Genomic DNA, 25272 nt, shown 5'->3' with positions numbered 1-25272 from the left:
AGGCGGGCGATGAAAGACAAGCGGATTCTGATCACGGGCGGAGCGGGTCTCATAGGTTCGCACATTGCCGATCTCGTCGCGCTCGAGCAGCCACGGGAAATCCTGATCCTCGATAATTTCGTGCGCGGCCGACGCGAAAATCTCCGTGAGGCGGCGAGCACCGGCCCGCTCAGGATCATCGAAGGCGACATCAGGGACCGGGCGCTCCTGGCGCGTTCGCTTGAAGGCGTCGACATCGTGTTCCATCAGGCGGCCATCCGCATCACCCAATGCGCCGAGGAGCCGAGGCTCGCCTTCGATGTCCTGGCGCAAGGTACGTTCGATGTGCTCGAGGCGGCAGTCGCTGCCGGTGTGTCGAAGGTGATCGCAGCCTCCTCGGCCTCCGTGCTCGGCCTTGCAGAAAGCTTCCCGACCACCGAGGAACACCATCCCTACAACAACCGCACGATCTACGGTGCGGCCAAGGCATTCAACGAGGGGCTGCTGCGCAGTTTCGCCGAGATGTACGGGCTCAACTATGTCGCGCTCCGCTACTTCAACGTCTACGGCCCGCGCATGGATGTCTACGGCGCCTATACGGAGGTGTTGATCCGCTGGATGGAGCGCATTGCGACGGGACGACCGCCGATCATCTTCGGCGACGGCACGCAGACGATGGATTTCGTGCATGTGCGCGATATCGCCCGGGCAAACCTCATGGCTGCAAAGTCGGATGTGACGGACGAGGTGTTCAACGTCGCAAGCGGTGCGGAAACAAGTCTGCGGGCGCTGGCGCAACTGCTCACCCGTGTCATGGGGCCCTCGCTCGAACCGCAGCTTGAGCCGGCGCGCAAAGTGAACGCGGTCACGCGCCGGCTGGCGGATACAAGCAAGGCGGAGCGGCTCCTGGGATTCAAGACAGAAATCACGCTCGAGGAGGGACTGCGCGATCTCGTCGCCTGGTGGCGCCGCGAGCGGGCCTCGACAGGTGGAGAAGCCGCATGAGTGAGGCACCTCGCCAGATCCCGGTTGCCAGACCGGTTCTCGATGAACGGGAAGTCGAGGCGGTGCGACGGGTCATACTTTCAGGATGGGTGACGCAAGGCCCCGAAGTTGCGGCGTTCGAACGGGAGTTCGCCGCCTTCGTTGGGGCGGCCCATGCCTGTGCAGTGTCGAACTGCACGACGGCGCTTCATCTTGCTCTGCGTTGCGTTGGCGTCGGTGCCGGCGATGAAGTGATCACGGTCAGCCATTCGTTCATCGCGACCGCGAACGCCATCCGCTATTGCGAGGCACTACCCGTCTTCGTCGATATAGAGGCCGGCGGCTACAACATGGATGCCGATCTGGTCGAGGCTGCGATCACGCCGCGCACAAGGGCAATCCTCTGCGTGCACCAGCTCGGCATGCCCTGCGATCTTCGCCGCATCGTGGAAATCGGCAAACGATACTCCGTTCCGGTTATCGAGGATGCCGCCTGCGCTGCCGGAAGCGAGATACTGTGGGATGGGCACTGGCAAAGAATCGGCAAGCCGCACGGGGATATCGCCTGCTTCTCATTCCATCCGCGCAAGGTCGTTACTACCGGCGACGGTGGCATGCTGACGACGGCAAGTGACGAATACGACCGAAAATTCCGGCTGTGGCGCCAGCACAGCATGAGCGTTCCGGATACCGTCCGGCATGGCGCGAAGCAGGTGATCTCAGAGGACTACCCGGAAATCGGTTACAACTACCGCATGACCGATGTCCAGGCAGCGATCGGGCGGGAACAGCTGAAGCGGCTTCCTGCACTCGTCAAGCGGCGCAGGGGACTGGCCAGGCAATATACCAGGCGCCTTTCGGGGGTTGCCGGGCTGCAGGCGCCGGTTGAGCCCCGTTGGGCCCGGAGCAATTGGCAGAGCTATTGCGTGACATTGCCCGCCTGGATCGATCAGCGGCAGACGATGCAGGCGCTGCTCAATTGCGGCATCTCGACCCGCCGCGGCGTCATGAACATCCACCTGGAGGAAGCCTACGCCGGAAGCGGCACGCACAGGGCTGCCACCGACCTGGCGCGAAGCGTTGCCGCACAACAGCGGTCGGTGATCTTGCCGTTCTTTGCGCAGATGACGGATGCCGATGTGGCGTGGGTCGTCGAGGAGCTTCTGTCCATTCCGGCGATCGTCGAACCCGCAGCGCTGCGGGCGGTCTGACCTGCGGGCATCTCCCGTCGTTTCGCGAGCTCACGCGGATCTTGAGCGCCAGGCCCGCAGCGCCGCGGGCAATGACGCCAGCGGTACGAGTTCTGCGAGCATCCGCAGCGAATGGGCTCCGCTCAGCATCGCCGTCACGAGACCGAAGACAGTTGCCGGCCAGGGCGGCAGTACGAAGAGGGCACCGAAGACGAGCCCCGACGCCGGCAGGAAGATCAGGGCGAGTTTGCGATTGGCCGAAGACCAACGGAAGCCCGAGAGGTGCCGAACGATCGTGTAGATCAGCAGGCCGTGCCAGACGTAAAGTCCGAAAAACGCTGCACCTGCGCCGACCGGGCCGAACGACCGGACCAGGAGCCATGCGAGACCGACATGGACCAGGGTCGCCGCGACCTCCGTCCAGAAAAAGGCTTTTTTCGCGCCCTTGGCAAGGACGATGAACCCCATGGGCCAGGCAATGACACGCAGCATCATGCCGAGGCAGATCCAGCGAAGCAGGTCCACTGCGGCGTAAAACTCGGGCGAATAAAGCAGCCTCATGATCAGTGGGGCGGCGGTCAGGGTGGCGATGAGCCCAGGCCCCGCGAGAAGCATGCTGATCTGCGCCTGCTCATTGACGAGGCGGTTGCATTCGGCATCGTCTTGCGCGACCGCAGTCAGGCGCGGATAGAAGTCGGTGCCCATCGCCTGCAGAACGAAGCTGGCATAGAAACCGCCGAGCGTCCAGGCTGCCTGGTATAGCCCCGCGCCAGCGATGCCTTCCGCTCTCATCACGATGAGACGGATCGCATAGGCCGCGCCGAGCGTCAGGAACCCACTGGCCATAAAGACGACGCCGAGTTTCAGGAGGGCGGCGGTTTCCTCGCGAACCTGCCGCGCGGACATCGGAGGCGTGTGGAGGCGTATCTGCCTGCGGTGCCACCAGGAGGTGGCGAGCGTGGCCGCGGCTGCGGCGACGAGCAAGGGCACGATCCCCGACGTGCCGAAGAGATAAATCAGCGGGATGCTGATCGCGGTGCTGAAGAACGCTGCAAGGATATTGATGCGGGCGAGGCTGGCAATGTCTCGCATGCCTTGGATCAAGGCCGTCTGCCCGTCCGAGAGCAGGCGCAAGAAGATTGCCGCGGAAAGCAGTGCGACGCCGCCGGCATAGCCGGGACCGCCGAAGGTGAAATCCGCGATCGGATAGGCGAGTGCCGCGAGCAGAACGGCGCCGAGAAGCCCGAGCACCAACGACGTCCGCCTCAACACGATCGCCGTTCGAGCAACCCTGTCCGCGTCGCCGCTGCCGACCGCTTCGGCAATCTGGCGGACGCCGCTTGCCTGGATCCCGAGCCCGGCGAGCGCACAAGCAATATCGGCGATGGAACTGTAGAGGCCGATCAGCCCGACGCCTGCAGGACCGAGAAGCAGAGCCATTGCCTTGTTGCGGATGATGGAAAATAGCACGTTGATTACGGACGAGCCGCCGATCAGGGCCGTCGACTTGAGGATCTGGCTGTAGCTCGGTCCACGATCAGGGGTCGCGGGCGCTTCCATCGGCGTCACTCACTTCCCATGGCCTGCCGACTCTCGGGGATTTGCGGCCATTGACCGGCATAGAGGAGGCGGCGGACGACTGTTTCCACGCTTGTTTGCCAGGCGGGCAAGCGTCGGCCGAATGTTTTCTCGAACTTGTCGGTGCAAAGGCGCGAGTCCTGTGGGCGCCGGGCTCTTGTCGGATAATCGGCGCTGGCGATGTCCCGCACGGACGCGGACGGGCCGCCATTTGCGCGGCTCACCGCAAGTATGTGCCTCGCGAAGCCCGACCAGTTGGTCTCGCCTGTCCCCGCAAGGTGATAGAGGCCGAAGCGATCTTTGTGCGGCTGGGTGGCGATCTCCAGTATGGCGGTCGCCAAATCCAGTGCCGAAGTCGGACTACCGTATTGGTCGGAGACCACCGTCAAGGTGTCCCGGCTTTCGGCGAGCCTCAGCATCGTCTTGACGAAATTGTTGCCGAACGGGCTGTAGACCCAGCTTGTCCGCAGGATGATGTGGTGAGGCGTTATGCTTGCCACCGTCCGTTCGCCTTCGAGCTTGGTGGCGCCGTAGAACGTGCGGGGTCTTGTCTCGTCGTCTTCCCTGCGCGGACGGCGATCGTCGCCGGAAAAGACGTAATCGGTCGACAGATGGATGACGGGTACGCCGAGCTTTGCCGCTGCTTCGGCAACGCACGCGGCGCCCACCACGTTGACCGCATGAGCCAGCGCCGGCTCGTCCTCTGCACGATCGACCGCCGTGTAGGCGGCGGCCGAGATGATCACGCCGGGTCTTGCGGCGACGATCGCCTCTCGCATCGGGATCGGCTGCGTAAGGTCGAATTCGGGGCGGCCGATGGCAATCAGTTTGACGTCGCGCAGTGGTGCCGCACGCTCGATCAGGCTGCTTACGAGCTGGCCGCTCGTACCGGTGACGAGCACTTTCATCGGGCCGCCACCGACTTGCCGAGGCGCTCACCCCGATAGCTGCGCTCGCGGATCGGCTGCCACCACCAGCCGTTGTCGAGATACCAGTCGATCGTCCGCGCCAGTCCCGTTTCGAAGCTTTCCCTCGGCCGCCAGCCGAGTTCACGCTCGATCTTGGCCGTGTCCATGGCGTAACGCCGGTCGTGACCCGGCCGATCGTCTACGAATGCGATGAGGTCGCGGTAGCTCTTCAGGTTTCGGCGGGGGCTCTTGCGGTCGAGGATATCGCAGATCGTCTCGACGACGCCCAAATTGGTGCGTTCCGAGCTTCCGCCGATATTGTAGCTTTCGCCGGTCGCGCCTTTGGCGGCGACGAGCTCCAGTGCTCGCGCGTGGTCGTCGACATACAGCCAATCGCGGACGTTGGCGCCGGTGCCGTAGACCGGCAGCGGCTTTTCTTCCAGTGCGTTGAGGATGATCAGGGGCACCAGCTTCTCCGGGAAGTGAAAGGGACCGTAGTTGTTGGAGCAGTTGGTGATCACCACCGGCAGGCCAAAGGTGTGGTGCCAGGCGCGGACAAGGTGATCGGATCCTGCCTTCGAGGCGGAATAGGGTGAAGAGGGGGCATAGGGCGTATCTTCGTCAAAGGCGCCGGCATCAAAGGGAAGATCGCCGAATACCTCGTCCGTCGACACATGGTGAAAGCGGAAACGTTCGGCCGCCGCTTCGGGAAGGCTGCGCCAGAATTTCAGCGCGGCCTGGAGCAGCCTGAAGGTGCCGAGGATGTTCGTCTCGATGAACGAGCCGGGCCCGTCGATCGACCGGTCGACATGTGTCTCCGCCGCGAGATGCATGATGCGGTCGATCTTTTCGGCACGCAGGATGCAAGCAACGGCCTCCTCGTTGCAGATGTCGCCCTGGATGAAGCGGTAGTTGGGGAGGTTCTCGATTTGCCGGAGCGAGGCCGGATTGCCGGCATAGGTGAGCTTGTCGAGGTTGATTACGCGGTTCTCCGGATCCGCCACAAGATGCCGGCAGAGCGCGGAACCGATGAACCCGGCACCGCCGGTGACGAGGATGTTCATGGACATTCTTCCCCCTCAACGAAGTCGAACACCTCGGCCTGTCTAAGCTGCGGAGCCGTGCGATCCTTCTCGGACAGTTGAAGTTGCGCGACGGGCAGCGGCCAGGCTATCGCGATCTCGGGGTCGTCGAAACGGATCGCGCGGTCATGAGTGGGCGAATAGGGATTTGTGACCTTGTAGATCACCTCCGTGTCCGGCTCGAGTGTCAGGAAGCCGTGGGCGAACCCCTTGGGAACAAGGAGTTGATTCCATTTGCGGGCGGATATCTCTATGGCGACCCATTGCGCGAAAGTGGGCGCGCCACGACGGATATCGACTGCGACATCGAAGACGGCACCTTTGACCACCCTCACCAGTTTGTCCTGTGCGTAGGGCGGAAGCTGGTAGTGAAGTCCCCGCAGGACGCCTCGCGAGGCGGAATATGAGTGGTTGTCCTGGACAAAATGGAGTGCGACGCCGTGTTCGGCGAATTGCCGGGCGTTCCAAGTTTCGGAAAAGAAGCCGCGCTCGTCTCCTATCCTGCGTGGCAGGATCTCCAGGACTCCGGCAAGGTCGAGCGGTCTGACCTCCAGGCTCATGCAGCGTGTTCCTCGACGAGGCGGCGGAGATAGGACGCGTAAGCAGTCCTCCCCAGCATGCTGGCGCGCCTCAGGACGTCCTCGGGACCGAGCCAGCCCATATCGAGCGCGATCTCTTCCGGACAGGCTATCTGGACGCCCTGTCGACGCTCGACCGTTCGCACGAACGATGAGGCGTCATGCAGGCTGTCATAGGTGCCGGTGTCGAGCCAGGCATAGCCGCGTCCGAGCTGGCAAACATGTAACTGGTCCTGTGCGAGATAGATGTTGTTGACGGTGGTGATTTCGAGTTCGCCTCGCGCCGAGGGTTCGATCGAAGCGGCAATGTCCACGACGTCGTTGTCATAGAAATAAAGGCCAGTCACCGCCCAGTTGGATTTCGGCCGTGCCGGCTTCTCTTCGATCGTCTTGGCCTTGCCGGTCCTCTGATCGAAGGTGACCACGCCGTAGCGTTCCGGATCGTCGACGCGATAGGCAAACACCGAGGCGCCGGTTTCACGGGATGCGGCCTGCCGGCAGACATTTGGCAGACCGTTGCCGAAGAAGATATTGTCGCCGAGGATCATCGCGACATTGCCGTTGCCGATGAACTCGCGGCCGATGATGAAGGCCTCGGCGAGGCCATTGGGATGCGGCTGTTCGGCATAGGAGAGGTTGAGCCCAAAGGCGGAACCATCGCCGAGGAGCGCCTCGAAGCAGGGCAGGTCGCGCGGCGTGGAGATGATCAGGATTTCCCTGATGCCGGTGAGCATCAACACGCTCAGCGGATAGTAAACCATTGGCTTGTCGTAGATCGGCAGGATCTGCTTGGAGACCGCAATGGTGAGCGGGTAGAGGCGGGTGCCGCTTCCTCCCGCCAGGATGATCCCCTTCATTTCGCCTCCCCCTTGAATCTGCTCCGATTGTGTGGAGCTGCGGCCGGCCGTGACCGAGGCGAGCTCTCGTCGATCATTGGCTGGCCTGGCTCGGTTGCGGGTCGGTTGAACGAGACGAGGTAGGCTGCTCGGACATTATCGCCATCCGTCGAAGAACGACCTTGATAACGTCGCCGGGCATCAGCGCCGTCGTCTCGGACGCCGGAAACTCGCCGATCTTGCCGTCGGCGCGACGGATAATGACGAAGCTGGTTACCTCTCCACCGCGCTGCACCGAATCCTCGGTGGCCGAGAGCTTGTCCAGCAGCAGCCTCTCCGTAGTGGCACGTTTCAATTTCAGCTGTTCGAGCGTCGCTTGTTCCGATTGCAGTTCGCTGGCGACCTCCGCCTGACGATTGTCATAAAGGCCCTCGAGGCTCCGCGTCGTTTCGCTGATGTTCTGCCGCGCACGCATGATGGCGGTTACGAAATCCAGGCGACCGGCGCGATCGCTCGCAAGTTCACGCTCCAGGTCCGACTGTCGCGATGCGACGGCGACGCCTCGTTCGACGAGGGTTCTAACGCCTTTGAGCTCCCGCTCGGCTGTTTCTATGCTGGCTTCCGAGGCTTTCACCTTTTCTTCGAGGACCCGGATTTCCTGGTTGAGCAGATCGCGCAGTTCGGAGAGGGACTTCGATTGCCGAGCGAGCACGTTTGCACGTGTCGAAAAGATGATCCGCTCCTGGTCCTGGATCTTCGCGACAAGCCTGGCGTCGGCGTTCAAGGGCGGGGCGAAATCTATTTCCCTTGCCCCCGACAGTTCGGCCTCCAGCCGCGCTATCCTCGCGTTGCTGCGCAACAGCGCGTTGTCTGTTCCCCGCAGCTCACCGACAAGCGTTATATTGTCGTGCGCCGGCCCGGAGCCGGTCTCGCGAAGCTCACCGCCACTCATGGCCAAGGCCTGCAGCGTGGTCAGTCCGGGGCGGAATTTATATTCTCCTGGCGTCGTCACGTCTCCGACGACATACACTGGCGGGTATTCGACAATCTCCACGGTCGTCTGCGGCGCTTCCACCAGCCCGATCTTGCTTTGCAGGCGCTTGGCGATTTCGGCAGCAAGCCCAGCCTTATCGAGATTGCCGATGGTCACGGTTCCGATGACCGGCACCGAGATGGCACCAGCTTCGGAAATAACGAATTCGCCCCCGAGCGCCCACGGCACGTATTCGCCCTTGGTCGGCATCCACTGCATGATCGTCAGGCGAATTTTCGTTCGAGGTCCAAGTTCGGGTGCATCGGCCCAGGCGGGTGTCGATACAGCGCCGACGACGGCGAGTGCAGCCGCAAAGGAAAGGTTTCGGAGGAAATTGCGGCAAGTGCGGCAGGATGCACTCATGTAATTCTCCAACCTGCAAAGCAGCGCCTTCGCCGTACTGTCGAACAACAAATCCTGACCGACAAGCTTATCGTCACATGACGTGCGTAATGCGCATGTCTGCCGGATTTCGACGCTGCAATAGCAAGTGTGCAAATTTTCCGAATATTTGAAAGAGCAACCGCCGTGGCTCGGCTTCATCAATATTGGTGAAGCAGGGTGGCGGCCGATTCAACCGGGACCAAGGGGCGTTGTTATCGCTCGTGCTTGTCCGACATTTGGATGATACGAGCGAAGTGAAGGCAGAAGAGTATTGTTGACCCTATCAATAGATGGAGGGTGATCGTCACATTGAACTAGTTCCTTCGGATAGGGCCGGCGGAAAAGCATTTTGTTGCGGGGCGCCCTTCTAGGCATGCCTCAACCCTTTTGCGCCGTCGCGACCGCGCGCGGTGTGGGCTAAGCTCGTTTGCCGTGTAGCAGACATACCGTTTGCGCTGCTCGGCAATGACGCTGTCGATCAACGCAATTCCGCGGAGAGGGACATGCCTTGATGAGCAGGGGTAATTACGACGGTGGCGGCATGGGGAGACACACGGACACCGAGCGCCGGCGAGAGCCGCAACGCGTCGTCTTGATCATAGCCAACGCCGGGACAATTTCGGAGAGGCTGATCCACGCTCTCGAAGGAGAGTTTCCATCGGTCGTTGTCGAACAGGTCGAGCATGTCGGGGCGGCACTCGGCGTCTTTTCCCATCCCGTGTCGCTGATCCTCGTCGACGTCACACTGTTAAACGAAGCCGAAGAGAGATCGGCAGAACTCCTCCTTGCCCACCCTCAGGCCCTTACCGCCGTCATCGAGCCGCATGACCAGAGCTTGGACGCGTCCTTCATCAAGGTGCCCGAATCGCCATTGGTTCGCAGTGTGCTTCCGATGAATCTCAGGCTCGATCTATGGCTGTCGGTGATCAGGCTGATGCTCTGCGGAGGCGAGTATCTTCCACCCGGATTGATCCTGCGTGCGAGGAAGAATGGCCATAGCACGGCCCTGCCGTCTGGGAATGGCGGTATGTCACCTCGGCCCCGAAGCGACGAGACGCGTTTCGCAGAGCTGACCGCTCGCGAACTGCAGATTCTCGAAATGGTCTCCCGCGGATTGCAAAACAAACTGATCGCCGCGGAGTTTCGTCTGTCCGAGCATACGGTGAAGATTCATCTGCACAACATCATAACAAAGCTGGGCGCGCACAACAGAACTGAAGCCGCCGCGCGATTCCGGAGTTTGAAAGAACGCCACTGACCGCCGACCGTCCACTGACCGGCAGTGATGCAGCGCATCGCCGACCGGCGCGGCCGGCATCGTTCCCGAAAGGCTCGACCTCGAGCGGGATCGACGTTATCTGTCTCCCCCGTTGCACATTGATGGGCACTCGACAGGACCTCCATTGCCGTCGAGGAGGAGAGCAGATCGAGGCCGGGTTGGCGCGCAGCCCTCCATCACGGAGCGCCGAGCGCCGGCGAGCGGCGGTCCCACTGCGCTGGAAAATTTGAAAGTCTTTCGCCTGCAGCGTTGGAATGGGTGGCTAGCGATCATTTGCGCGAAGACGCACAATCATGTCGCTCTGCATGAGGCAATCGCTGCGCTCATCCGGGGCGGGCCGAAGGGCCGAGATGGCCGCCCGACGTCATGAATCCGGGGCTGGCCAAAAAAGCAAAATGGTCGGGAAGTTGGAGGAGCATCTACCCGGTCTCTGTCGTTCGGCTGCGTCGTGACGGCGTCTGCCAAGGGAGGAAAAATGTTTGAACGACTTTTCAAGCTGAAAGAGCATGGGACGACGGCCCGCACCGAGGTGGTTGCCGGCCTCACGACATTCCTGACGATGTCGTACATCATCTTCGTCAACCCCGACATTCTGTCGACGACCGGCATGGATCGCGACGCGATCTTCGTTGCGACCTGTCTTGCCGCCGCACTCGGCTCGATCGTGATGGCTCTCGTCGCCAATTGGCCGATCGGCATGGCGCCGGGCATGGGGCTTAACGCCTTCTTCGCCTTCACCGTGGTTGCCGCCCTGGGCTTCACTTGGCAACAAGCGCTCGGGGCCGTGTTCATCTCCGGTCTCATCTTCCTGTTGCTGACGGTCACGGGCGTGCGGAGCTGGCTGATTGCGGGCATCCCGCATTCGCTGCGCAGTGCTATTGCGACCGGTATCGGCCTGTTCCTCGGCATCATCGCGCTCAAGAACGCCGGCATCGTCGTCGACAATCCGGCAACACTCGTCGGTCTCGGCGATCTCAAGCAGACTGGGCCGTTGCTCGCGATCCTCGGCTTCTTCGTCATCGCCGTACTGGATTCGCTCAAGATCCGCGGCGCGATCCTGATCGGCATCCTGGTCGTCACGATCCTGTCGATGCTGCTCGGTGTCAGCGAGTTCAAGGGTATCGTTTCGGCGCCGCCGAGCATCGCCCCGACCTTCCTGCAACTCGACATCGTGGGTGCACTGCACGGCGGTCTGCTTCACGTCATCCTTGTCTTCGTGCTCGTCGAAGTGTTTGACGCCACCGGCACGCTGATCGGTGTCGCCAAGCGCGCGAAACTGGTCGAGGAAGGTAAGCCCAGCCGTCTTGGCCGCGCTCTGCTTGCCGACAGTTCGGCGATCATCGCCGGCTCGCTGATGGGCACGAGCAGCACCACGGCCTATGTGGAGAGCGCTTCTGGTGTTCAGGCCGGCGGACGCACCGGCCTGACCGCGCTGACCATTGCCGTACTTTTCCTCGCGGCTCTGTTCATCTCGCCGCTCGCTGCCGCGGTACCGTCCTATGCAACGGCGCCGGCGCTGCTCTACGTGGCCGGCCTGATGATGCGCGAACTCACTGAGGTCGAATGGGACGACCTGACCGAAGCGGCACCGGCGGCCCTGACGGCGATCGCCATGCCCTTCACTTATTCCATCGCCAACGGCCTTGCCTTCGGCTTCGTGAGCTACGTCGTGCTCAAAGTATGCACCGGCAAGTGGAGCGTCATCCACCCGGCGACACAGATCGTGGCGGCGCTGTTCGTCGTTCGCTTCGCATTCTTCAGCAGCTGATCGGTTGATGTCGGGGGGGCGTGGTTCCCGCCCCCGACTGCGGCGACAACTATAACGGCCGGGTCTGCTTCTGCAGCCCGGCCTTTTCTGTTGTTCAACGACGTGGCGGCGGGGCTACTGCGTGTTTCCTTAAATCCTAGCCGACTCAACGATAAAACATGCAGCAATTCAAAAGTGCCACGACGTCCTTTGCCCGTCCCGTGAGACCGCGGGACGCTGTAGTCATCGGTAACATCGCCTGGCGATATCCGGCGCACGACTTGGCCGTCCTCCAATGTTGATCCACGCTTCCGGGACCAGATAACGGAGCCGTTTTGACTTGTCCGATAGTTGTAAAAATATGTTGCCTTCGTGGCAGGTTCTGCCATGATTTGAAAAGAAAAAACGGGTGCGATTCCGCGCGCGTCACTTGAGAATTTGTAAAATTGGATACCGCATGGATGTTGTGCAGAACAGGCTCCTGATCGTTGCCGATGACCTCACCGGCGCGCTCGATACGGCGGCACCGTTTGCTGTCCATGGCTTTTCGGTCGACGTCGTCGCAGACCAGAGCGGGCTCGGCGAAGCGATCGAGGGCGGCTCCGATGTGATCGCGGTGACGACGCGCAGCCGCGAGATCGAGCCGGCAGAGGCGGCGCGGCGCGTCCTCCTTGCGCAACAGGCGATGACGCCAGGCATGCGGCTTTTCAAGAAGGTCGACTCGCGTTTGAAAGGGAACGTCGAGGCGGAGCTTTCCGTTCTGGATTTTGCACGGGCCATCGTCTTGCCGGCGATCCCGGAATTTGGCCGGGTCGTCCGCGATGGCCAGATCCGTGGGTTCGGGGTCGATCAGCCGATCTGCGTTGCCGAGCGTCTGGGCGCCATCGCCCATCGCGCCGTCATTCCGGACGCGGAGACGGTGGAGGAGATGCGGACCGCCGTCGAAGCGATTGCGCCTGGTGACCTTCTTGTCGGCGCCCTGTCGCTCGCCAATGCGTTGGCAAGCAGAACGGGCAGGCCGCAGGCCGAGCCCTTTGCCGCGCGGGAAGGGCGCCTCCTGATGGCAATCGGTTCCCGGGACCCGATAACGGTGTCGCAAATCGAGGAGTTGCGACGAGCGGTAACGGATCTCCTCTATCTCGCAGCACCGGCAGGACGGGTGGAGCGGGCTCGTCACGGATCCGAACGCGCTGGCGATGTGACCTTGGTGCAGGCGGTGGAGGGCCCGCTGCCAGCGAAGGCGTCGGACGTGGCTGCGGCGCTCGCGGAATCGGCAGTCGCGTTTGCCGGTGAGTGCCGGACGATGCTGCTCTCGGGTGGTGCGACGGCCGAAGCCTACTTCGACCGGCAGGGCATCCGTGTCCTTCGTCTCCTCGGAGAGGTGCTGCCGGGCCTCCCGGTTGCCGAGCATGGCGGCCAATTCTACATTACCAAATCGGGTGGCTTTGGGGATTTCGACACGCTTTGCAGGGTCGTCCGCGCCATGACGAGGAAAGAGGTATCGGCCTGATGCGCGCCGGAGAGCAGCTTTCGCACCGCAAGAGCCTGAGCGAAGTCGTCTTCGAACGGCTGCAGCACGCGATCAAATCGGGCGCCTACCAGAGCGATGAGCGTCTGCCGACCGAGCACGAGCTGGCAGCGGAGTTCCAGGTCTCCCGTCCGGTTGTGCGTGACGCCTTGAAAAGACTTCGCGATCAGGGCCTTGTCTATTCACGGCAAGGTGCGGGCAGTTTTGTTCGAATACAGGGGTTGCGGCAGCCGCTTGGCTTCGGGCCACTCGAAAACATCGCCGACCTGCAGAACTGTTACGAGTTCCGCATGACGATGGAACCCGAGGCGGCGGCACTGGCTGCCGAGCGGCACAGCGAAACGCAGATCCGCGTGATCAGGCTTGCGCTTGAAACCCTGCAGGATGCGACCAATCGGCAGCGCCACCGGGAGGATGCCGATTTCATGTTTCATCTCGCAATCGCGCAGGCGTCCGGAAACAATTACTTCTCGACCGCCATGGAAGCGCTCAAGGAACACATCGCCATCGGCATGCAGTTCCATGGCCTGTCGCTGAAAAACTCCGTCGCCGGCCTGCGCCACGTCTATGACGAGCACGCAGCGATCTACGAAGCCATTCGCGACCGGAAACCAAACCAGGCACGCGAGCTTATGCGTCAGCATATTCGCGGTTCCCGCGATCGGCTTTTCGAGGGCCGCCGGCCGGACATCACTTAGAGCAATTCCAGGAAAAGTGTGTAACGGTTTCCCGTCCGGAATTGCGTAGTTTCAAAGAGTTGGATCATTTCACTGTTTCCATGAAACAATGAAATGATCTACAGCGCCGTGCGTCCATCAAGACGCACAAAGGACGCTGTAAGTCTTTGAATCTACGCATCGTGCTTTCCGAAAATCGATTCCGATTTTCGGCCCGATGCGCTAGGGCAGTTGGCCTTTCACCTCGCTTTCGCGACGCACCGCCAACGCGCGTTGATCGATCAGGCACAGCATGCGCACCTGCCAGCGTCTGCCGCTGGCCGATGGCTAAGGATAACTGAACCGTCACGCCATCCATGGCGCAAATTCATGTGAGCCGGCGGCCCTCAGAGCGTCGCCCGATAGATGCCGAGCACGTCGCTTGCGGACATGTCGCGCGGATTGTTGTCCATCAATCTGCGGATGGCGTGGGCCTCTCCTGCCCAGCTCTCCAGCGCGGCAGGATCGGCCCCGTGAGCCGACAGCCGCATTTCGACGCCGAGATCCTCGCAGAAGCGGTGCGCAGCGTTCAGGACCTGTGACTCATCGTCAAAGACCGGAAGGCCGAGCGCCTGAAGAATTTCCGCCGTCTTCTCCTTGCGCACCGGCGCGTTATAGGCAAGCACGTGTGGGAAGATGATCGCGTTCGCCAGTCCGTGCGGCAGCCCCAGACGCGTGCCGAGCGGATAGGCAAGTGCATGGCCTGCAGCGGTGTTGACCGGGCCCAGGCAAATGCCGCCGTAGTAGGATGCGAGCATCATGCCGGCGCGCGCTTCAGTGTCGCGGCCGTTCTCCACGGCCCGCGCGAGATATTTGCCGACAAGGCGAATGCCCATGCGGGCATAGCCGTCGATGAGGTCATGGGCGCGGATATTGGTGAAGGCCTCCACGCAGTGCGCCATCGCGTCGATGCCGGTAGCAGCGGTCACGGCCGGCGGCACGGACCAGGTCAGTTCCGGGTCGAGGATCGCGATATCTGCAAGCAGGTGAGGGCTCTCGACCGCTTTCTTGGAATGCGTGGCGCTGTCCGTGATCAATGCCCGAATGCCGGCTTCGGATCCCGTGCCAGCCGTTGTCGGCACCTGCGCCAGCCGGGTCCGGCGGCCTTCGACCTTGTCCGGCCCGACGACATCGTCGAGCGACTGGGAGCCATCCCACAGGGCGGCGACGAGCTTGGCGACATCCAGCACCGAGCCGCCGCCGAGCCCGACGACGAGGTCGGGCCTGAGCGCGCGAGCGGCCTCCCGGGCGGCGCCGAGTGCCCTGTCGTCCGGCTCGGCCGGAACGTCGGAAAAGATCGATGCCTTGTTGCCGAGACCGAGCCTTTCCGCAAAGCCGATCGTGTGTTCCGACGCGATGATCAGCACGCGCTGGGCGTTCTCGGCCCATGCACCGAGCCTCGCCGAGGCACCCGCGCCGATCTCGAGGCGCTTCGGTTGGTGGAGCGTGATCGGTCTTGCCATTCCTTCCATGTTCGCCACCTCACGCCTCTTCCAGCTGTGCCATGCGTGCCCAGACCGCCTCGCGCTCCGCGTCGGTCAGTTCCACGAGCGGGGGATTGACGCGCAGCCAGGAATTGTCGCCGCGCCGGCGCGCCACCATTGCCTTGACGGTCGGAAGCTGGACATAGGCGTTGGTGAGTTCGCGCCAGGCGACGATCCTCTCCTGGGCGGCTTTCACCTCCGTCTCCTTGGCGGCGACGTTCCAGTTGTTGAAGACGAGGCGGAGGTCGCCGGCCACCAGGTTCGAGCTCGCCGTGATGCAACCGGCGCCGCCCGCCTGCAGCAATGGCAGCAGCAACGGGTCGGCACCAGCCAGAACACCGAAGCCCGGGAAGGCCTTGACCATGGCCTTCATGTTTTCGAGATCGCCCGAACTGTCCTTGATCCCGACGACGATGCCCGGGAAATCCTTCAGTAACCGGCCGATGACCTCATGCGGAATCGCCACGCCGGAAACCTGCGGGATGTGGTACAGCACCACCCTCAGCCGGTCGTCGCCGACACCGTCGATGATGCGCGCATAAGCGCGATAGATGCCCTCGGCGCTGACGCCCTTGTAGTAGAAGGGCGGCAGCATGACGACGCCGCGCACGCCGGTCCCGACGGCGTGGCGGGTAAGTTCGATCGTGTCGGCAACAGCAGACTGGGCCGTTCCCGGCAGGAGTTGCTCCGGGCGGATGCCACCGGCAATGGCCCGGTCAAGAATTTCCATGCGGTCCTTCAATCCGAAGGAATTGGCTTCTCCGGTCGTGCCCAAAAGGGCGATGCCGTGGCAGCCTTCTTCCAGCAGCTTCCGGCAATGGTCTATGAACAGGCGGAAATCCGGCCTGCCATCGGTCGTTACGGCTGTGGTTGCGGCGCAAAATACGCCGCCGATTTCGAAATCAGACATTTGCGTTCCTCCCAGCGATAAGCTTGCGCGCGTAGGCGATGGCGGCATTCATGTTGACATGCTTGGCTTTGCCTGTACCGGCGATGTCGAAGGCGGTCCCGTGATCGACCGAAGTCCGATCGATCGGTAAACCCACCGACACATTGACCGCCGTATCGAAGGCGACCAGCTTGATCGGGATGTGACCCTGATCGTGATATTGCGCGATTACGAGATCGAAGCCGCCCTGGTAGGCGCGATGGAAAACCGTGTCCGCCGAGATCGGACCCTGCACGTCGATGCCCTCTACGCGCGCTTCGGCCACGGCCGGCGCGATGTGCTCGTCATCCTCCGTCCCGAAGAGGCGGTTTTCGCCGCAATGGGGGTTGATGCCGGCGACCGCGATCCTGGGGCTCTCATAGCCGATGCGTTTCAAATGCTCGTTGCCCGCCCTGATCGTCGCCAGAATGCGCTCGGGCTTGGCGCGCCCGATCGCGTCCTTCAGTGAAACATGGGTCGAGACATGAATGACCTTGAGCCGCTCTGACGCCAGCAGCATGAAGGCGGACTTCGAGCCGGTCAGCGCGGTCAGCATGCCGGTGTGACCGTCATAGTGGTGCCCGGCCGAATTGAGTGCCTCCTTGTTGATCGGCGCGGTGACGATACAGCCGATCTTCCCTGCCATCGCCGTCTTGACGGCGAGGTCGATGAAACGAAAGGACGCATCGCCGGAGACTGCGCTGAGCCTGCCCCAAGGCAGTGGTGCCCCTTCGACCCGAACGTCCTCGACGATGTCGCGGAGGTCGAGTTCGATACCGAGAACTGCCTTGGCGGCCTCGAGCTGCGCCAGGTTCCCGAACACGCGCGTTGCGGCCCGGTCGGCCGCACTCATCTCGGCAAGAGCCTTGACGATGATCTCCGGTCCGACGCCTGCCGGATCGCCCATGGTTATGCCAACGATATTGCTCATTTCGGGTCTCCATCGATCCAGCCCTTGGCGAGCCGGACGTATTTGATCGCGCGCCGATGGAAGGTGAAGGCGATGTGAAGGCTGCCTTCACCGTCTTCGAGAAGCGCCGGATAGGAAAGCTCATGATTCCGGCCATCGAGCGAATTGTTCGAAAGGCAAGTGCCGAAGCCATCTTCCACCACGCGCCGAAGCGGGAAGGTCCTGCCGCCGTCCGTCGAAACGCAAAGCGTCAGCGGCGCCCGGGGAACGCCCCAGATCGGTTTTATGCCGCCCTCGGCGTTCGGACGATGATCCTCTTCGCCAAGTTCGTCGTAGAGCGACTCGCGTCGGTCGCTCGATGTTGCCGACGAGACGGGATTGCAGAGCAGCGCCACCCGTCCGTCTGCGAGACGGACGGCCGCGATCGAGGAATTGTTGTTGGGCACGTCCGTCGCCTCCGGAGCCGTCCAGCTCCGCCCGCCGTCACGGCTTGTCGAACGGTAGACGAAATCAGCCTGACGGCGGCGGTAGAACGCGACCATCTCATTGCCGTCGAGCGGCACGATCGTCATGTGGACGCAGCCATGGGACTGCGGGACGTCGATGACCGACCAGTTCGCGCCCTCATCACTGCTGATCGCCACGGCCGCCGTGTCGTGCGTGCCGGTCCAGCGTGCGCCGGGACGAGGGTTGCACAGAAACAACGGTAGCATCCAGGCGCCATCGTCACGCCGGACGATCGTCGCGCGGATGAACGTCCCGGCGGCCAGCCCAAGGTCATGCGCTGGCCCGGAGGCGATCTTTCCGTTCTCAAGGGTCAAGGGCCTTTCGCGCACTCGGCTTTCGTCCTGGTTTCCTGAAGGCTGTGCCGTGTGAAAGAGGCTGACGCCGCCGTCCGGGCGAACAAAGATCATCGGGTTTTGTTCGGAGCGCTCCGGATCGTCGCTGACCTGGACGGTCTCCGACCAGGTGCTGCTCCCGGGCGCAAGCGTTGAGAGGTGAATGGAAATGTCCGATTTGCCCTCGAGCGTTCCGGCAAACCAGGCGCAGGCGAGCGAACCATCCGGCAGGAATGCCAGGAATGGCGCGTGATTGTGAATCTTGGGAGAGTGCAGAAAGGCCTCTTCGCGGTCCACCTCCGTGCGGGCGAGGTGCCCGTCCATGCGTCTTCCGATCTCGTCCGGCGTCAATTTCACTCCTCCTTCTCCCGTCGATGCGCAAAAAGAATTCAAACAAATTACATGTTGTCAAGTTGAATATGATCAATTCAGGGGGTGATAATCGTACTGATCACGAAATCTATTCAAGGAAATCAATGGTATAAAGCAATGCAAAAAATGCGGGCGCAGAAATCGTTGAGCACGAGTTGACAAATTGTGGGCGTTGCTCCAGTCTGGCTTCAATGAACGAGAGGAGCGTGGCGGAAGACGCATGGCCGCAATCGTCAATCATCAGGGTGAGCGACCGACGGCCATGGCGCTGTGGTGTGTCGCTGCGGCCGCCGCACTGGCTGCGGCGGATGCGGCCATAGTCCGCCTCCTTGCGGGTGAAGTGCATGCGTTTGTCATCGGCTTCTTTCGCAGCCTTTTCGGCTTGGCGGCAATCGTCCCGTTGATCGTGGCGCGCCCTCGTGTCCTGAAGTCCGGTTATCGCCTCCAGCATGTCACTCGTGCGGCGCTGAAGCTTGCCGCGCTGGTTTGTTTTTTTATGGCCTTCGCTGCCGCGCCGCTTGCCGATGCGATGGCGATCATGTTCACGGCGCCGATCTTCCTGATGCTGGGCGCCTGGCTGTGGCTCGGCGAAAAGCTGACGCCGGCACTCGTTTTCGCGCTCGTCGCGGGCTTTGCCGGTGCGCTGATCATCATCGATCCCGCCGGCCACGGCGGTATGGCGCCGGCCTTGCTTCTGGCGCTCGCCGGCGCCGCGCTTCAGGCTCTCGTTCAACTCATGCTGAAGCGCATGTCGGAACTGGATTCGACCGAGACGCTGGTGGTCTGGAACCTTATCGTCACGGTGCCGCTGGCCGCTGTACCTGCGGCATTCTACTGGACGACGCCCGACCTGCGCGAGTTCGCCTTGCTCGCACTGCAGGGCGCCATGGGAGCCGCCAACATGGCGTTGATGACCAAGGCGTTCAGCATCGCGGATGCATCGCAGATTGCGCCCATGGATTTTCTCCGCCTGCCGCTCGTTGCCGTCATGGCCTGGATCCTGTTCGGCGAGGTCGCGGGACTCTCCACCTGGCTCGGTGCCGCAATAATCTTCGCCGCGACGATGATCGTCGTCGGAGGAGGGCGCCTGAAGCGGCGGGTGGCGGAGGATTGAGACAACCTGTCGCCAGTCGGCGGCAACCGATAGCGACGGCTCCGCAGCGCGGCCGGACACTGAATTTTGAAAGCGCTAGCTCATCAGGGAGGAGTAGATGAAGGGCAAGAGACTGTTGTTGGGCTTGATGATGACCGCGTCGGCGGCAGCGTCGGCCTGGGCCCAGGAGGCAAAGGACATCACGGTCGTTCTCGATGAGGAAGTCGACCTTGTGGAGCCTTGCATGGCGACGCGTTCGAATATCGGGCGCATCATCCTGCAGAATGTCTCCGAGACACTGACGGAGCTCGACGTTCGCAACAACAAGGGGCTGATGCCGCGGCTGGCCGAGAGCTGGGAGGAGGCGAGCCCCGGAACCTGGCGCTTCCATCTGCGCAAGGATGCGAAGTTCTCCGACGGATCCGCCTTTGACGCCGGTGACGTCAAGCACTCGATCGAACGCGCGATGAGCGACAAGATCTCATGCGAAAGCCCGCGCTATTTCGGCGATACCAAGCTGGAAACCAAGGTCGTCGACGACAATACGATCGATATCACCGCGACGCCGGCGCAGCCCATCCTGCCGCTGCTGATGACGCTGGTGACGGTCGTTCCCGCTGAAACGCCGATCGAATTCACGCGTGAGCCGATCGGTACGGGGCCTTACAAGCTTACGGAATGGAAGGCGGGCCAGAGCATCACGCTGACGCGCCGTGACGACTACTGGGGAAGCGCGCCGGAGGTGACGAAGGCGACCTATGTGTTCCGGGCGGATCCTTCCGTGCGGGCGGCCATGGTCGCAGCCGGCGAGGCCGACATCGCGCCGTTGATCTCAGAACTCGACGCCAATGATGCGGAGATGGATTTCAGCTATCCCAACTCCGAAACCTTCTACATGCGGCTCGACCATTCCATCCCGCCGCTCAACGACAAGCGTGTGCGCCAGGCGCTCAACATGGCGCTCGATCGCGATGCCTTCATCGGCACGCTGCTGCCGAAGGGTGCGATTAAGGCAACGGCAATCGTGCCGCCGACAACGCTCGGCTGGAACCCCGACGTGAAGGTGGCGCCCTATGATCCGGAAGGCGCCAAGAAGCTGCTTGCCGAGGCGAAGGCCGATGGCGTTCCGGTCGAAACACCGATCACTATCGTCGGACGCACCAACAACTTCCCGAATGTCGTGGAAGTGCTCGAAGCCGCCCAGCAGATGTTCGAAGAGGTCGGCTTCAAGACGAAGCTGCAGATGTACGAAGTTGCGGAATTCGAGAAGCAGTATTCCAAGCCCTACCCGGAAAACCGCGGACCGCTGCTTGTCGCTGCCCAGCACGACAATGCGCGTGGCGATCCGGTCTTCTCGATGTACTTCAAGTACGACAGCAACGGCCGTCAATCGGGTATCGCCAATCCTGACGTCGACAAGATGATCGCTGAAGCGACCGCGGCAACGGGTGAGGCACGCGCGGCCGATTGGAAGAAGCTGATCGCGTACCTCCATGACGACGTGGTTGCCGATGTGCTGCTGTTCCATATGGTGGGCTTCGCACGGGTCAATCCGCGTGTCGACTTCACGCCGACGATCGCAACCAACTCGCAGCTGCAATTGTCGGAAATCCACTTCAAGTAAGCGGATCCTGAAACGGGAAGGGTGGCGGAAACTCCGCCCTTCCCTACAGCGCCGTGCGTATTCAGGCGCGCAAAAGGTCGCTGTAGCACTTTGAATTACTGCGTGTTTTTTAAATCGGCTCCGATCTAAGATACCCGCGCAGTATGACAATCGGGAGTTGGACCGATGGGAAAAAAGATGATGAGGCGGATCGTGTCGAGTTTCTTCTCGCTCGTCGCGCTCGTGGTGATGGTGTTCTTCCTGTCGCGGCTGACGGGCGATCCGGCAGCCTTGTTCCTGCCGATCGATGCGACGCAGGAAATGCTCGATCAGTTCCGCGAACTGCATGGATTGAACGATCCTCTTATCCAGCAATTCGGGCGTTATGTCTGGGATGTGCTGCATCTCGACTTCGGCGACTCGATCCGTAAGGCGCGTCCTGCGATCGACGTGGTTCTTGAATCCTTCGCCTGGACGCTGCAATTGGCGTTGATCACCATCGCGCTGGTGACGGCGCTCGCCATCACTATCGGCTCGATAGCAGCCTTCCGCCCCGGCGGCCTGTTCGATCGTTTCGTCTCGCTCGTTTCACTGGTCGGCGCCTCGGCGCCCGATTTCTGGATCGCGATCGTCGGCATCGTCGTTTTTTCCATCACGTTCGGCTGGGTTCCGACCTCCGGCACCGGCACTGTATGGCACTGGATCCTGCCGGTGGCCGTGCTCTTCATCAGGCCGTTCGGCCTGATTCTGCAGGTGGTGCGCGGATCGATGCTGACGGCTTTTGGATCTGCCTATGTCAAAACGGCTCGCGCCAAGGGCGTCGGAAACCGTTCGATCATTTTCATCCATACGCTGCGCAACGCCATGCTGCCGGTGATCACGGTCATCGGCGACCAGGCGGCCGCGATGCTTAACGGTGCGGTTGTCGTCGAGACGATCTTCGGCTTCCCCGGCGTCGGCAAGCTGATGATCGATTCCATCCTGCAGCGCGACTTCAACGTGATCCTGGCGGCAATCATGGTCACGGCGCTTGCGATCTTCGTCATGAACCTGCTGATCGACATTGCCTACGCATTGCTCGATCCGCGCCTCAGGACCTGAAGGCCATGACCATGTCCAGTACTTTGCCATCCACGCAGATCTCGACCAAGCAGCGCGGCAAGGCGCATGTGCTCATCGGCATGCTCTGGCGCGACAAGTTCGCGTTTTTCGCGACGATTTTCCTCATTATTGCGGTCCTGTGCGCGCTCTTCGGGCCGATCTTGCTGCGCGAAGCCGCCGTCGCCCAGAACCTGCGCGCCCGCAACCTGGCGCCGTTTACGGTCGATAGGGGCTGGCTCTTCCTGCTCGGAGCCGACGCTCTCGGCCGGCCGTTGCTCGCCCGCATCGTCGTGGCCGCGCAGAACACGCTGATGATCGCCGCTGGGGCGGTCGTCTGTTCCGGTGTGGTCGGCGCGTTGCTCGGCCTCGTTGCCGGCTACGCGTCGGAGCGAGTATCGAACTTGATCATGCGGCTTGCGGACGTAATCATGTCGTTTCCGTCGCTGCTCCTCGCGGTCATCGTGCTCTACATGCTGGCGCCATCGGTTGGTAATATCGTGATCGTTCTCGCCATCACACGGATCCCGGTCTATCTGCGCACGACGCGGGCCGAGGTCCTCGAAATCCGCCAGCGCATGTTCGTGCAGGCGGCGAAGGTCATGGGGGCCTCGTCCCTCCGGATCGTCTTTCGTCACATTCTGCCTATGGTCGTCCCGACGCTCGTGACCATAGCGACGCTGGACTTCGCCTTCGTCATGCTGGCCGAGTCCTCGCTCTCCTTCCTCGGCATCGGCATCCAGCCGCCCGAAGTGACCTGGGGCCTGATGGTCGCGCAAGGCAAGCAATACCTCACCAACGCTTGGTGGCTGGCGTTCTGGCCGGGCCTGGCGATCATTCTGACGACGCTGTCGCTCAACCTGCTGTCGAACTGGATGCGTGTCGCCCTCGATCCGGCACAGCGCTGGAGACTCGAAATCGGAGGCCGCAAGAATGGCTGAGCATCTGCTTGAGATTCGAAACCTGTCCGTTCAGTTCCACACGGCCGGCGGCACGGTGCACGCGGTGCGCAACATAAGCTGGCATCTCGACCGCGGCGAGACGCTGGCAATCCTGGGTGAAAGTGGTTCGGGCAAGTCCGTCTCCGCTTCCGCGATCATGAACCTGATCGACATGCCGCCAGGCGAGATCACCAGCGGCGAGGTTATTTTCGCTGGTAAAAACCTGCTCGCAATGTCGGATGACGAGCGCCGCGCGATCAATGGCAAGCGGATCGCAATGATCTTTCAGGACCCCTTGAGCCACTTGAATCCGGTTTTCACCGTCGGCTGGCAGATCATCGAAGTCATGCGTATTCATGGAGTGCCCGCAGACGCGGCGCGCGCACGCGCGCTCGATCTTCTGAAGCGCGTCGGCATTCCCGCGCCCGACACGGCGATGCGCAAATATCCGCACCAGTTTTCCGGCGGTCAGCGGCAGCGTCTGATGATCGCCATGGCGCTTGCGCTCAAACCCGATATCGTGATTGCCGACGAGCCGACGACTGCGCTCGATGTGACGGTGCAGGCCGAAGTGCTTGCGCTCCTTGGCGAGCTGCAGAAGGAAACCGGCCTCGGACTGTTGCTGATCACCCACGACCTCGGTGTCGTGGCCGACATCGCCGACCGGGTTGTCGTGATGAACGCAGGCGAGATCGTGGAGACCGGAACGCCGGACGAGGTCTATCACAATCCCAAGCATCCCTACACGCGCAAGCTGATCGCGGCCGCTCCCGGCCGGGGCGAGATGCATGAACCGAATGCCACCGGCGAGCCGCTGCTGAAGGTCGAAAATCTCTGCAAGTCCTATGGCTCCTTCACGGCATTGAAGGGCGTGTCCTTCACGCTGCAGCCGGGGGAGACGATGGCCGTCGTCGGCGAAAGCGGATCGGGAAAATCGACGCTGGCGCGCGCGCTGCTGCGGCTCGACGAAGCAGATTCGGGACACGCCTATTGGAAGGGCCAGGACCTTCTGAAAATGCCGGCCAAGGAACTCTATAAACTGCGGCGCCAGTTGCAGATGGTGTTCCAGGATCCGACCCAGTCGCTCAATCCGCGCATGACGGTCTACCAGCTGGTATCCGAGGCCTGGGTGATCCATCCCGAGATCCTGCCGAAGCCGCAATGGCGCGCACGGGTTGAGGAACTGCTGACGCAGGTGGGCCTGTCGCCCGCCCATGCCGAGCGCTACCCGCACCAGTTCTCCGGCGGCCAGCGCCAGAGGATCGCGATCGCCCGCGCGCTGGCTCTCCGACCCGAACTCATCGTTTGCGACGAGGCGGTCTCCGCATTGGACGTATCGATCCAGGCGCAGGTGATCGCGCTGCTCGACAACCTGCGGCGTGAACTCGGCATCGCCTTCATCTTCATCGCCCACGATCTGCCGGTTGTGCGCGATTTTGCCGATCATGTGATGGTGATGCAGGCGGGCGAATGCGTAGAAGTCGGCACGGTCAGGCAGATTTTCGAGAACCCGCAGCGCGACTATACCCGCCGCCTGCTGGACGCCGGCCTCGACCCGGACCCGCGCGTCCAGGCCGCGCGGCGAATGCCAAACGCGCGGATTGGCGCCGAAGTGGGCTGAGCAGCCTACCGCCGGCGGCGCCGGAAGGAGGGATCTTCGGGCTCATTTCGCTCTTAATGGCGGATTACCGCAACAGGAACGGCTCCTCGAAGAAATGTTCCTCCAGGTTCACGCCTTCGCCGCCGCGGTCGATCACCGCGAAATCGGAAACACCCTGCAGGGGCGTCAGGATGCCGTGCCAGACGTTGCGGGCTATGTTGACCCCCTGGCCCGGTGCCGTCAGGAAGGCGTGGGGCTCGCCGGGCCCAGCCACCGTCTCCTCGGAAACCACGACCAGGAACGGGTTGCGGCTGAGCGGGATGAAAGCCTGGCTGCCGAGCGGGTGACGCTCCACCATGGTTAGTGTCAGGGGCAGGACGTAGGGCTCGCCGCGCACGATGCTGATCATCGGGCGGGCGTTCTCGCCGGTGGTCTCGATCCTGGCGAGGTCGTGAAAGCGCATGCAGCGGCCGCCATTGATCGGAAAACTCTGGGCGTTTTCGGTCTCGATGACGTCGCCGAAAGGCGCAAAAGCCTCGCAGGTCAACGGCTGGATGGCGATTTCCTTCAACTTGTGGTCTC

Annotated in this window: 22 protein-coding genes; 11 read left to right on the top strand and 11 right to left on the bottom strand. The window is 62.2% G+C overall.

Translation table 11 applies throughout. The annotated features are described in order from the left end of the window. Positions 1–9: 9 nt before the first annotated feature. Both FKV68_RS30870 and FKV68_RS30865 read left to right on the top strand, forming a co-directional pair. A complete protein-coding gene (locus FKV68_RS30870) occupies positions 10–984 on the top strand; it encodes an NAD-dependent epimerase/dehydratase family protein (RefSeq protein WP_180942703.1) in 975 nt (324 codons plus the stop codon). Continuing rightward, the gene (locus tag FKV68_RS30865) at positions 981–2174 is read left to right on the top strand and encodes a DegT/DnrJ/EryC1/StrS family aminotransferase (protein WP_180942702.1); all 1194 of its coding nucleotides are present in this window, start codon (positions 981–983) and stop codon (positions 2172–2174) included. Before FKV68_RS30870 ends, FKV68_RS30865 begins: the two co-directional genes overlap by 4 nt. Before the next feature lie 30 nt (positions 2175–2204). On the opposite strand, the gene FKV68_RS30860 is transcribed toward FKV68_RS30865, so the two are convergent. The 6 genes from FKV68_RS30860 to FKV68_RS30835 form a co-directional block, all read right to left on the bottom strand. Further along, on the bottom strand, positions 2205–3713 hold the full coding sequence (locus FKV68_RS30860) for an O-antigen translocase (protein WP_180942701.1): 1509 nt from the start codon (positions 3711–3713) through the stop codon (positions 2205–2207). Positions 3714–3718: 5 nt separating this feature from the next. Then, entirely contained in the window at positions 3719–4639 is a 921-nt protein-coding gene (gene rfbD, locus FKV68_RS30855; RefSeq protein ID WP_180942700.1) for a dTDP-4-dehydrorhamnose reductase, read from the bottom strand. Then, a complete protein-coding gene (gene rfbB / locus FKV68_RS30850) occupies positions 4636–5703 on the bottom strand; it encodes a dTDP-glucose 4,6-dehydratase (protein WP_180943972.1) in 1068 nt (355 codons plus the stop codon). The genes rfbD and rfbB overlap by 4 nt, the downstream gene beginning before the upstream one ends. Next, positions 5700–6281, bottom strand: a complete 582-nt coding sequence (gene rfbC, locus FKV68_RS30845) for a dTDP-4-dehydrorhamnose 3,5-epimerase (protein ID WP_180942699.1) — start codon at positions 6279–6281, stop codon at positions 5700–5702. The genes rfbB and rfbC overlap by 4 nt, the downstream gene beginning before the upstream one ends. Further along, the gene (rfbA, locus tag FKV68_RS30840) at positions 6278–7156 is read right to left on the bottom strand and encodes a glucose-1-phosphate thymidylyltransferase RfbA (RefSeq protein WP_180942698.1); all 879 of its coding nucleotides are present in this window, start codon (positions 7154–7156) and stop codon (positions 6278–6280) included. The genes rfbC and rfbA overlap by 4 nt, the downstream gene beginning before the upstream one ends. A gap of 73 nt (positions 7157–7229) precedes the next feature. Next, positions 7230–8531, bottom strand: a complete 1302-nt coding sequence (locus tag FKV68_RS30835) for a polysaccharide biosynthesis/export family protein (protein ID WP_180942697.1) — start codon at positions 8529–8531, stop codon at positions 7230–7232. 532 nt (positions 8532–9063) lie between these two features. Between FKV68_RS30835 and FKV68_RS30830 the strand changes: the two genes are divergently transcribed. From FKV68_RS30830 to FKV68_RS30815, 4 genes are all read left to right on the top strand, one after another. Next, on the top strand, positions 9064–9810 hold the full coding sequence (locus tag FKV68_RS30830; protein ID WP_180942696.1) for a response regulator transcription factor: 747 nt from the start codon (positions 9064–9066) through the stop codon (positions 9808–9810). Between the two features lie 496 nt (positions 9811–10306). Then, a complete protein-coding gene (locus FKV68_RS30825) occupies positions 10307–11599 on the top strand; it encodes an NCS2 family permease (RefSeq protein WP_180942695.1) in 1293 nt (430 codons plus the stop codon). A 436-nt stretch (positions 11600–12035) separates the two neighbouring features. Further along, positions 12036–13088 (top strand): four-carbon acid sugar kinase family protein, encoded by a 1053-nt coding sequence (locus FKV68_RS30820; protein ID WP_180942694.1) that lies wholly within the window; start codon positions 12036–12038, stop codon positions 13086–13088. Continuing rightward, entirely contained in the window at positions 13088–13804 is a 717-nt protein-coding gene (locus tag FKV68_RS30815; protein WP_180942693.1) for a FadR/GntR family transcriptional regulator, read from the top strand. The genes FKV68_RS30820 and FKV68_RS30815 overlap by 1 nt, the downstream gene beginning before the upstream one ends. Before the next feature lie 365 nt (positions 13805–14169). Here the strand turns inward: FKV68_RS30815 and FKV68_RS30810 are convergent, their stop codons facing one another. Genes FKV68_RS30810 through FKV68_RS30795 form a run of 4 tightly spaced genes read right to left on the bottom strand, consistent with a single transcriptional unit; the run spans position 14170 to position 18334 of the window. Then, the gene (locus FKV68_RS30810; protein ID WP_180942692.1) at positions 14170–15294 is read right to left on the bottom strand and encodes an iron-containing alcohol dehydrogenase; all 1125 of its coding nucleotides are present in this window, start codon (positions 15292–15294) and stop codon (positions 14170–14172) included. Positions 15295–15304: 10 nt separating this feature from the next. Then, positions 15305–16216: a dihydrodipicolinate synthase family protein gene (locus tag FKV68_RS30805; RefSeq protein ID WP_180942691.1), complete on the bottom strand. Its 912-nt coding sequence runs from the start codon at positions 16214–16216 to the stop codon at positions 15305–15307. Continuing rightward, a complete protein-coding gene (gene pdxA, locus FKV68_RS30800; protein ID WP_180942690.1) occupies positions 16209–17165 on the bottom strand; it encodes a 4-hydroxythreonine-4-phosphate dehydrogenase PdxA in 957 nt (318 codons plus the stop codon). Before pdxA ends, FKV68_RS30805 begins: the two co-directional genes overlap by 8 nt. After that, positions 17162–18334 carry a sialidase family protein gene (locus FKV68_RS30795; RefSeq protein ID WP_425347638.1) on the bottom strand — a complete coding sequence of 391 codons (1173 nt, stop codon included), beginning with the start codon at positions 18332–18334 and terminating at the stop codon, positions 17162–17164. The genes pdxA and FKV68_RS30795 overlap by 4 nt, the downstream gene beginning before the upstream one ends. A 241-nt stretch (positions 18335–18575) precedes the next feature. Here FKV68_RS30795 and FKV68_RS30790 point away from each other — a divergent pair, with 241 nt between their 5' ends. From FKV68_RS30790 to FKV68_RS30770, 5 genes are all read left to right on the top strand, one after another. Beyond that, entirely contained in the window at positions 18576–19469 is an 894-nt protein-coding gene (locus FKV68_RS30790) for a DMT family transporter (RefSeq protein ID WP_180942689.1), read from the top strand. 97 nt (positions 19470–19566) lie between these two features. Next, positions 19567–21072, top strand: a complete 1506-nt coding sequence (locus tag FKV68_RS30785; RefSeq protein ID WP_180942688.1) for an ABC transporter substrate-binding protein — start codon at positions 19567–19569, stop codon at positions 21070–21072. 165 nt (positions 21073–21237) lie between these two features. Beyond that, a complete protein-coding gene (locus FKV68_RS30780) occupies positions 21238–22152 on the top strand; it encodes an ABC transporter permease (protein WP_180942687.1) in 915 nt (304 codons plus the stop codon). Positions 22153–22163: 11 nt separating this feature from the next. Continuing rightward, positions 22164–23090 (top strand): ABC transporter permease, encoded by a 927-nt coding sequence (locus FKV68_RS30775; protein WP_245181886.1) that lies wholly within the window; start codon positions 22164–22166, stop codon positions 23088–23090. Next, entirely contained in the window at positions 23083–24711 is a 1629-nt protein-coding gene (locus FKV68_RS30770; protein ID WP_180942685.1) for an ABC transporter ATP-binding protein, read from the top strand. Before FKV68_RS30775 ends, FKV68_RS30770 begins: the two co-directional genes overlap by 8 nt. A gap of 64 nt (positions 24712–24775) precedes the next feature. Here the strand turns inward: FKV68_RS30770 and FKV68_RS30765 are convergent, their stop codons facing one another. Then, positions 24776–25261 (bottom strand): ureidoglycolate lyase, encoded by a 486-nt coding sequence (locus tag FKV68_RS30765; protein ID WP_180942684.1) that lies wholly within the window; start codon positions 25259–25261, stop codon positions 24776–24778. Between the last annotated feature and the right edge of the window lie 11 nt (positions 25262–25272).

Origin of the sequence: Sinorhizobium mexicanum, from assembly GCF_013488225.1 — a bacterium.
Classification (GTDB): domain Bacteria; phylum Pseudomonadota; class Alphaproteobacteria; order Rhizobiales; family Rhizobiaceae; genus Sinorhizobium; species Sinorhizobium mexicanum.
Note: the sequence above shows the minus strand (reverse complement) of the source record. Positions and strands in the feature narration are given on the sequence as shown.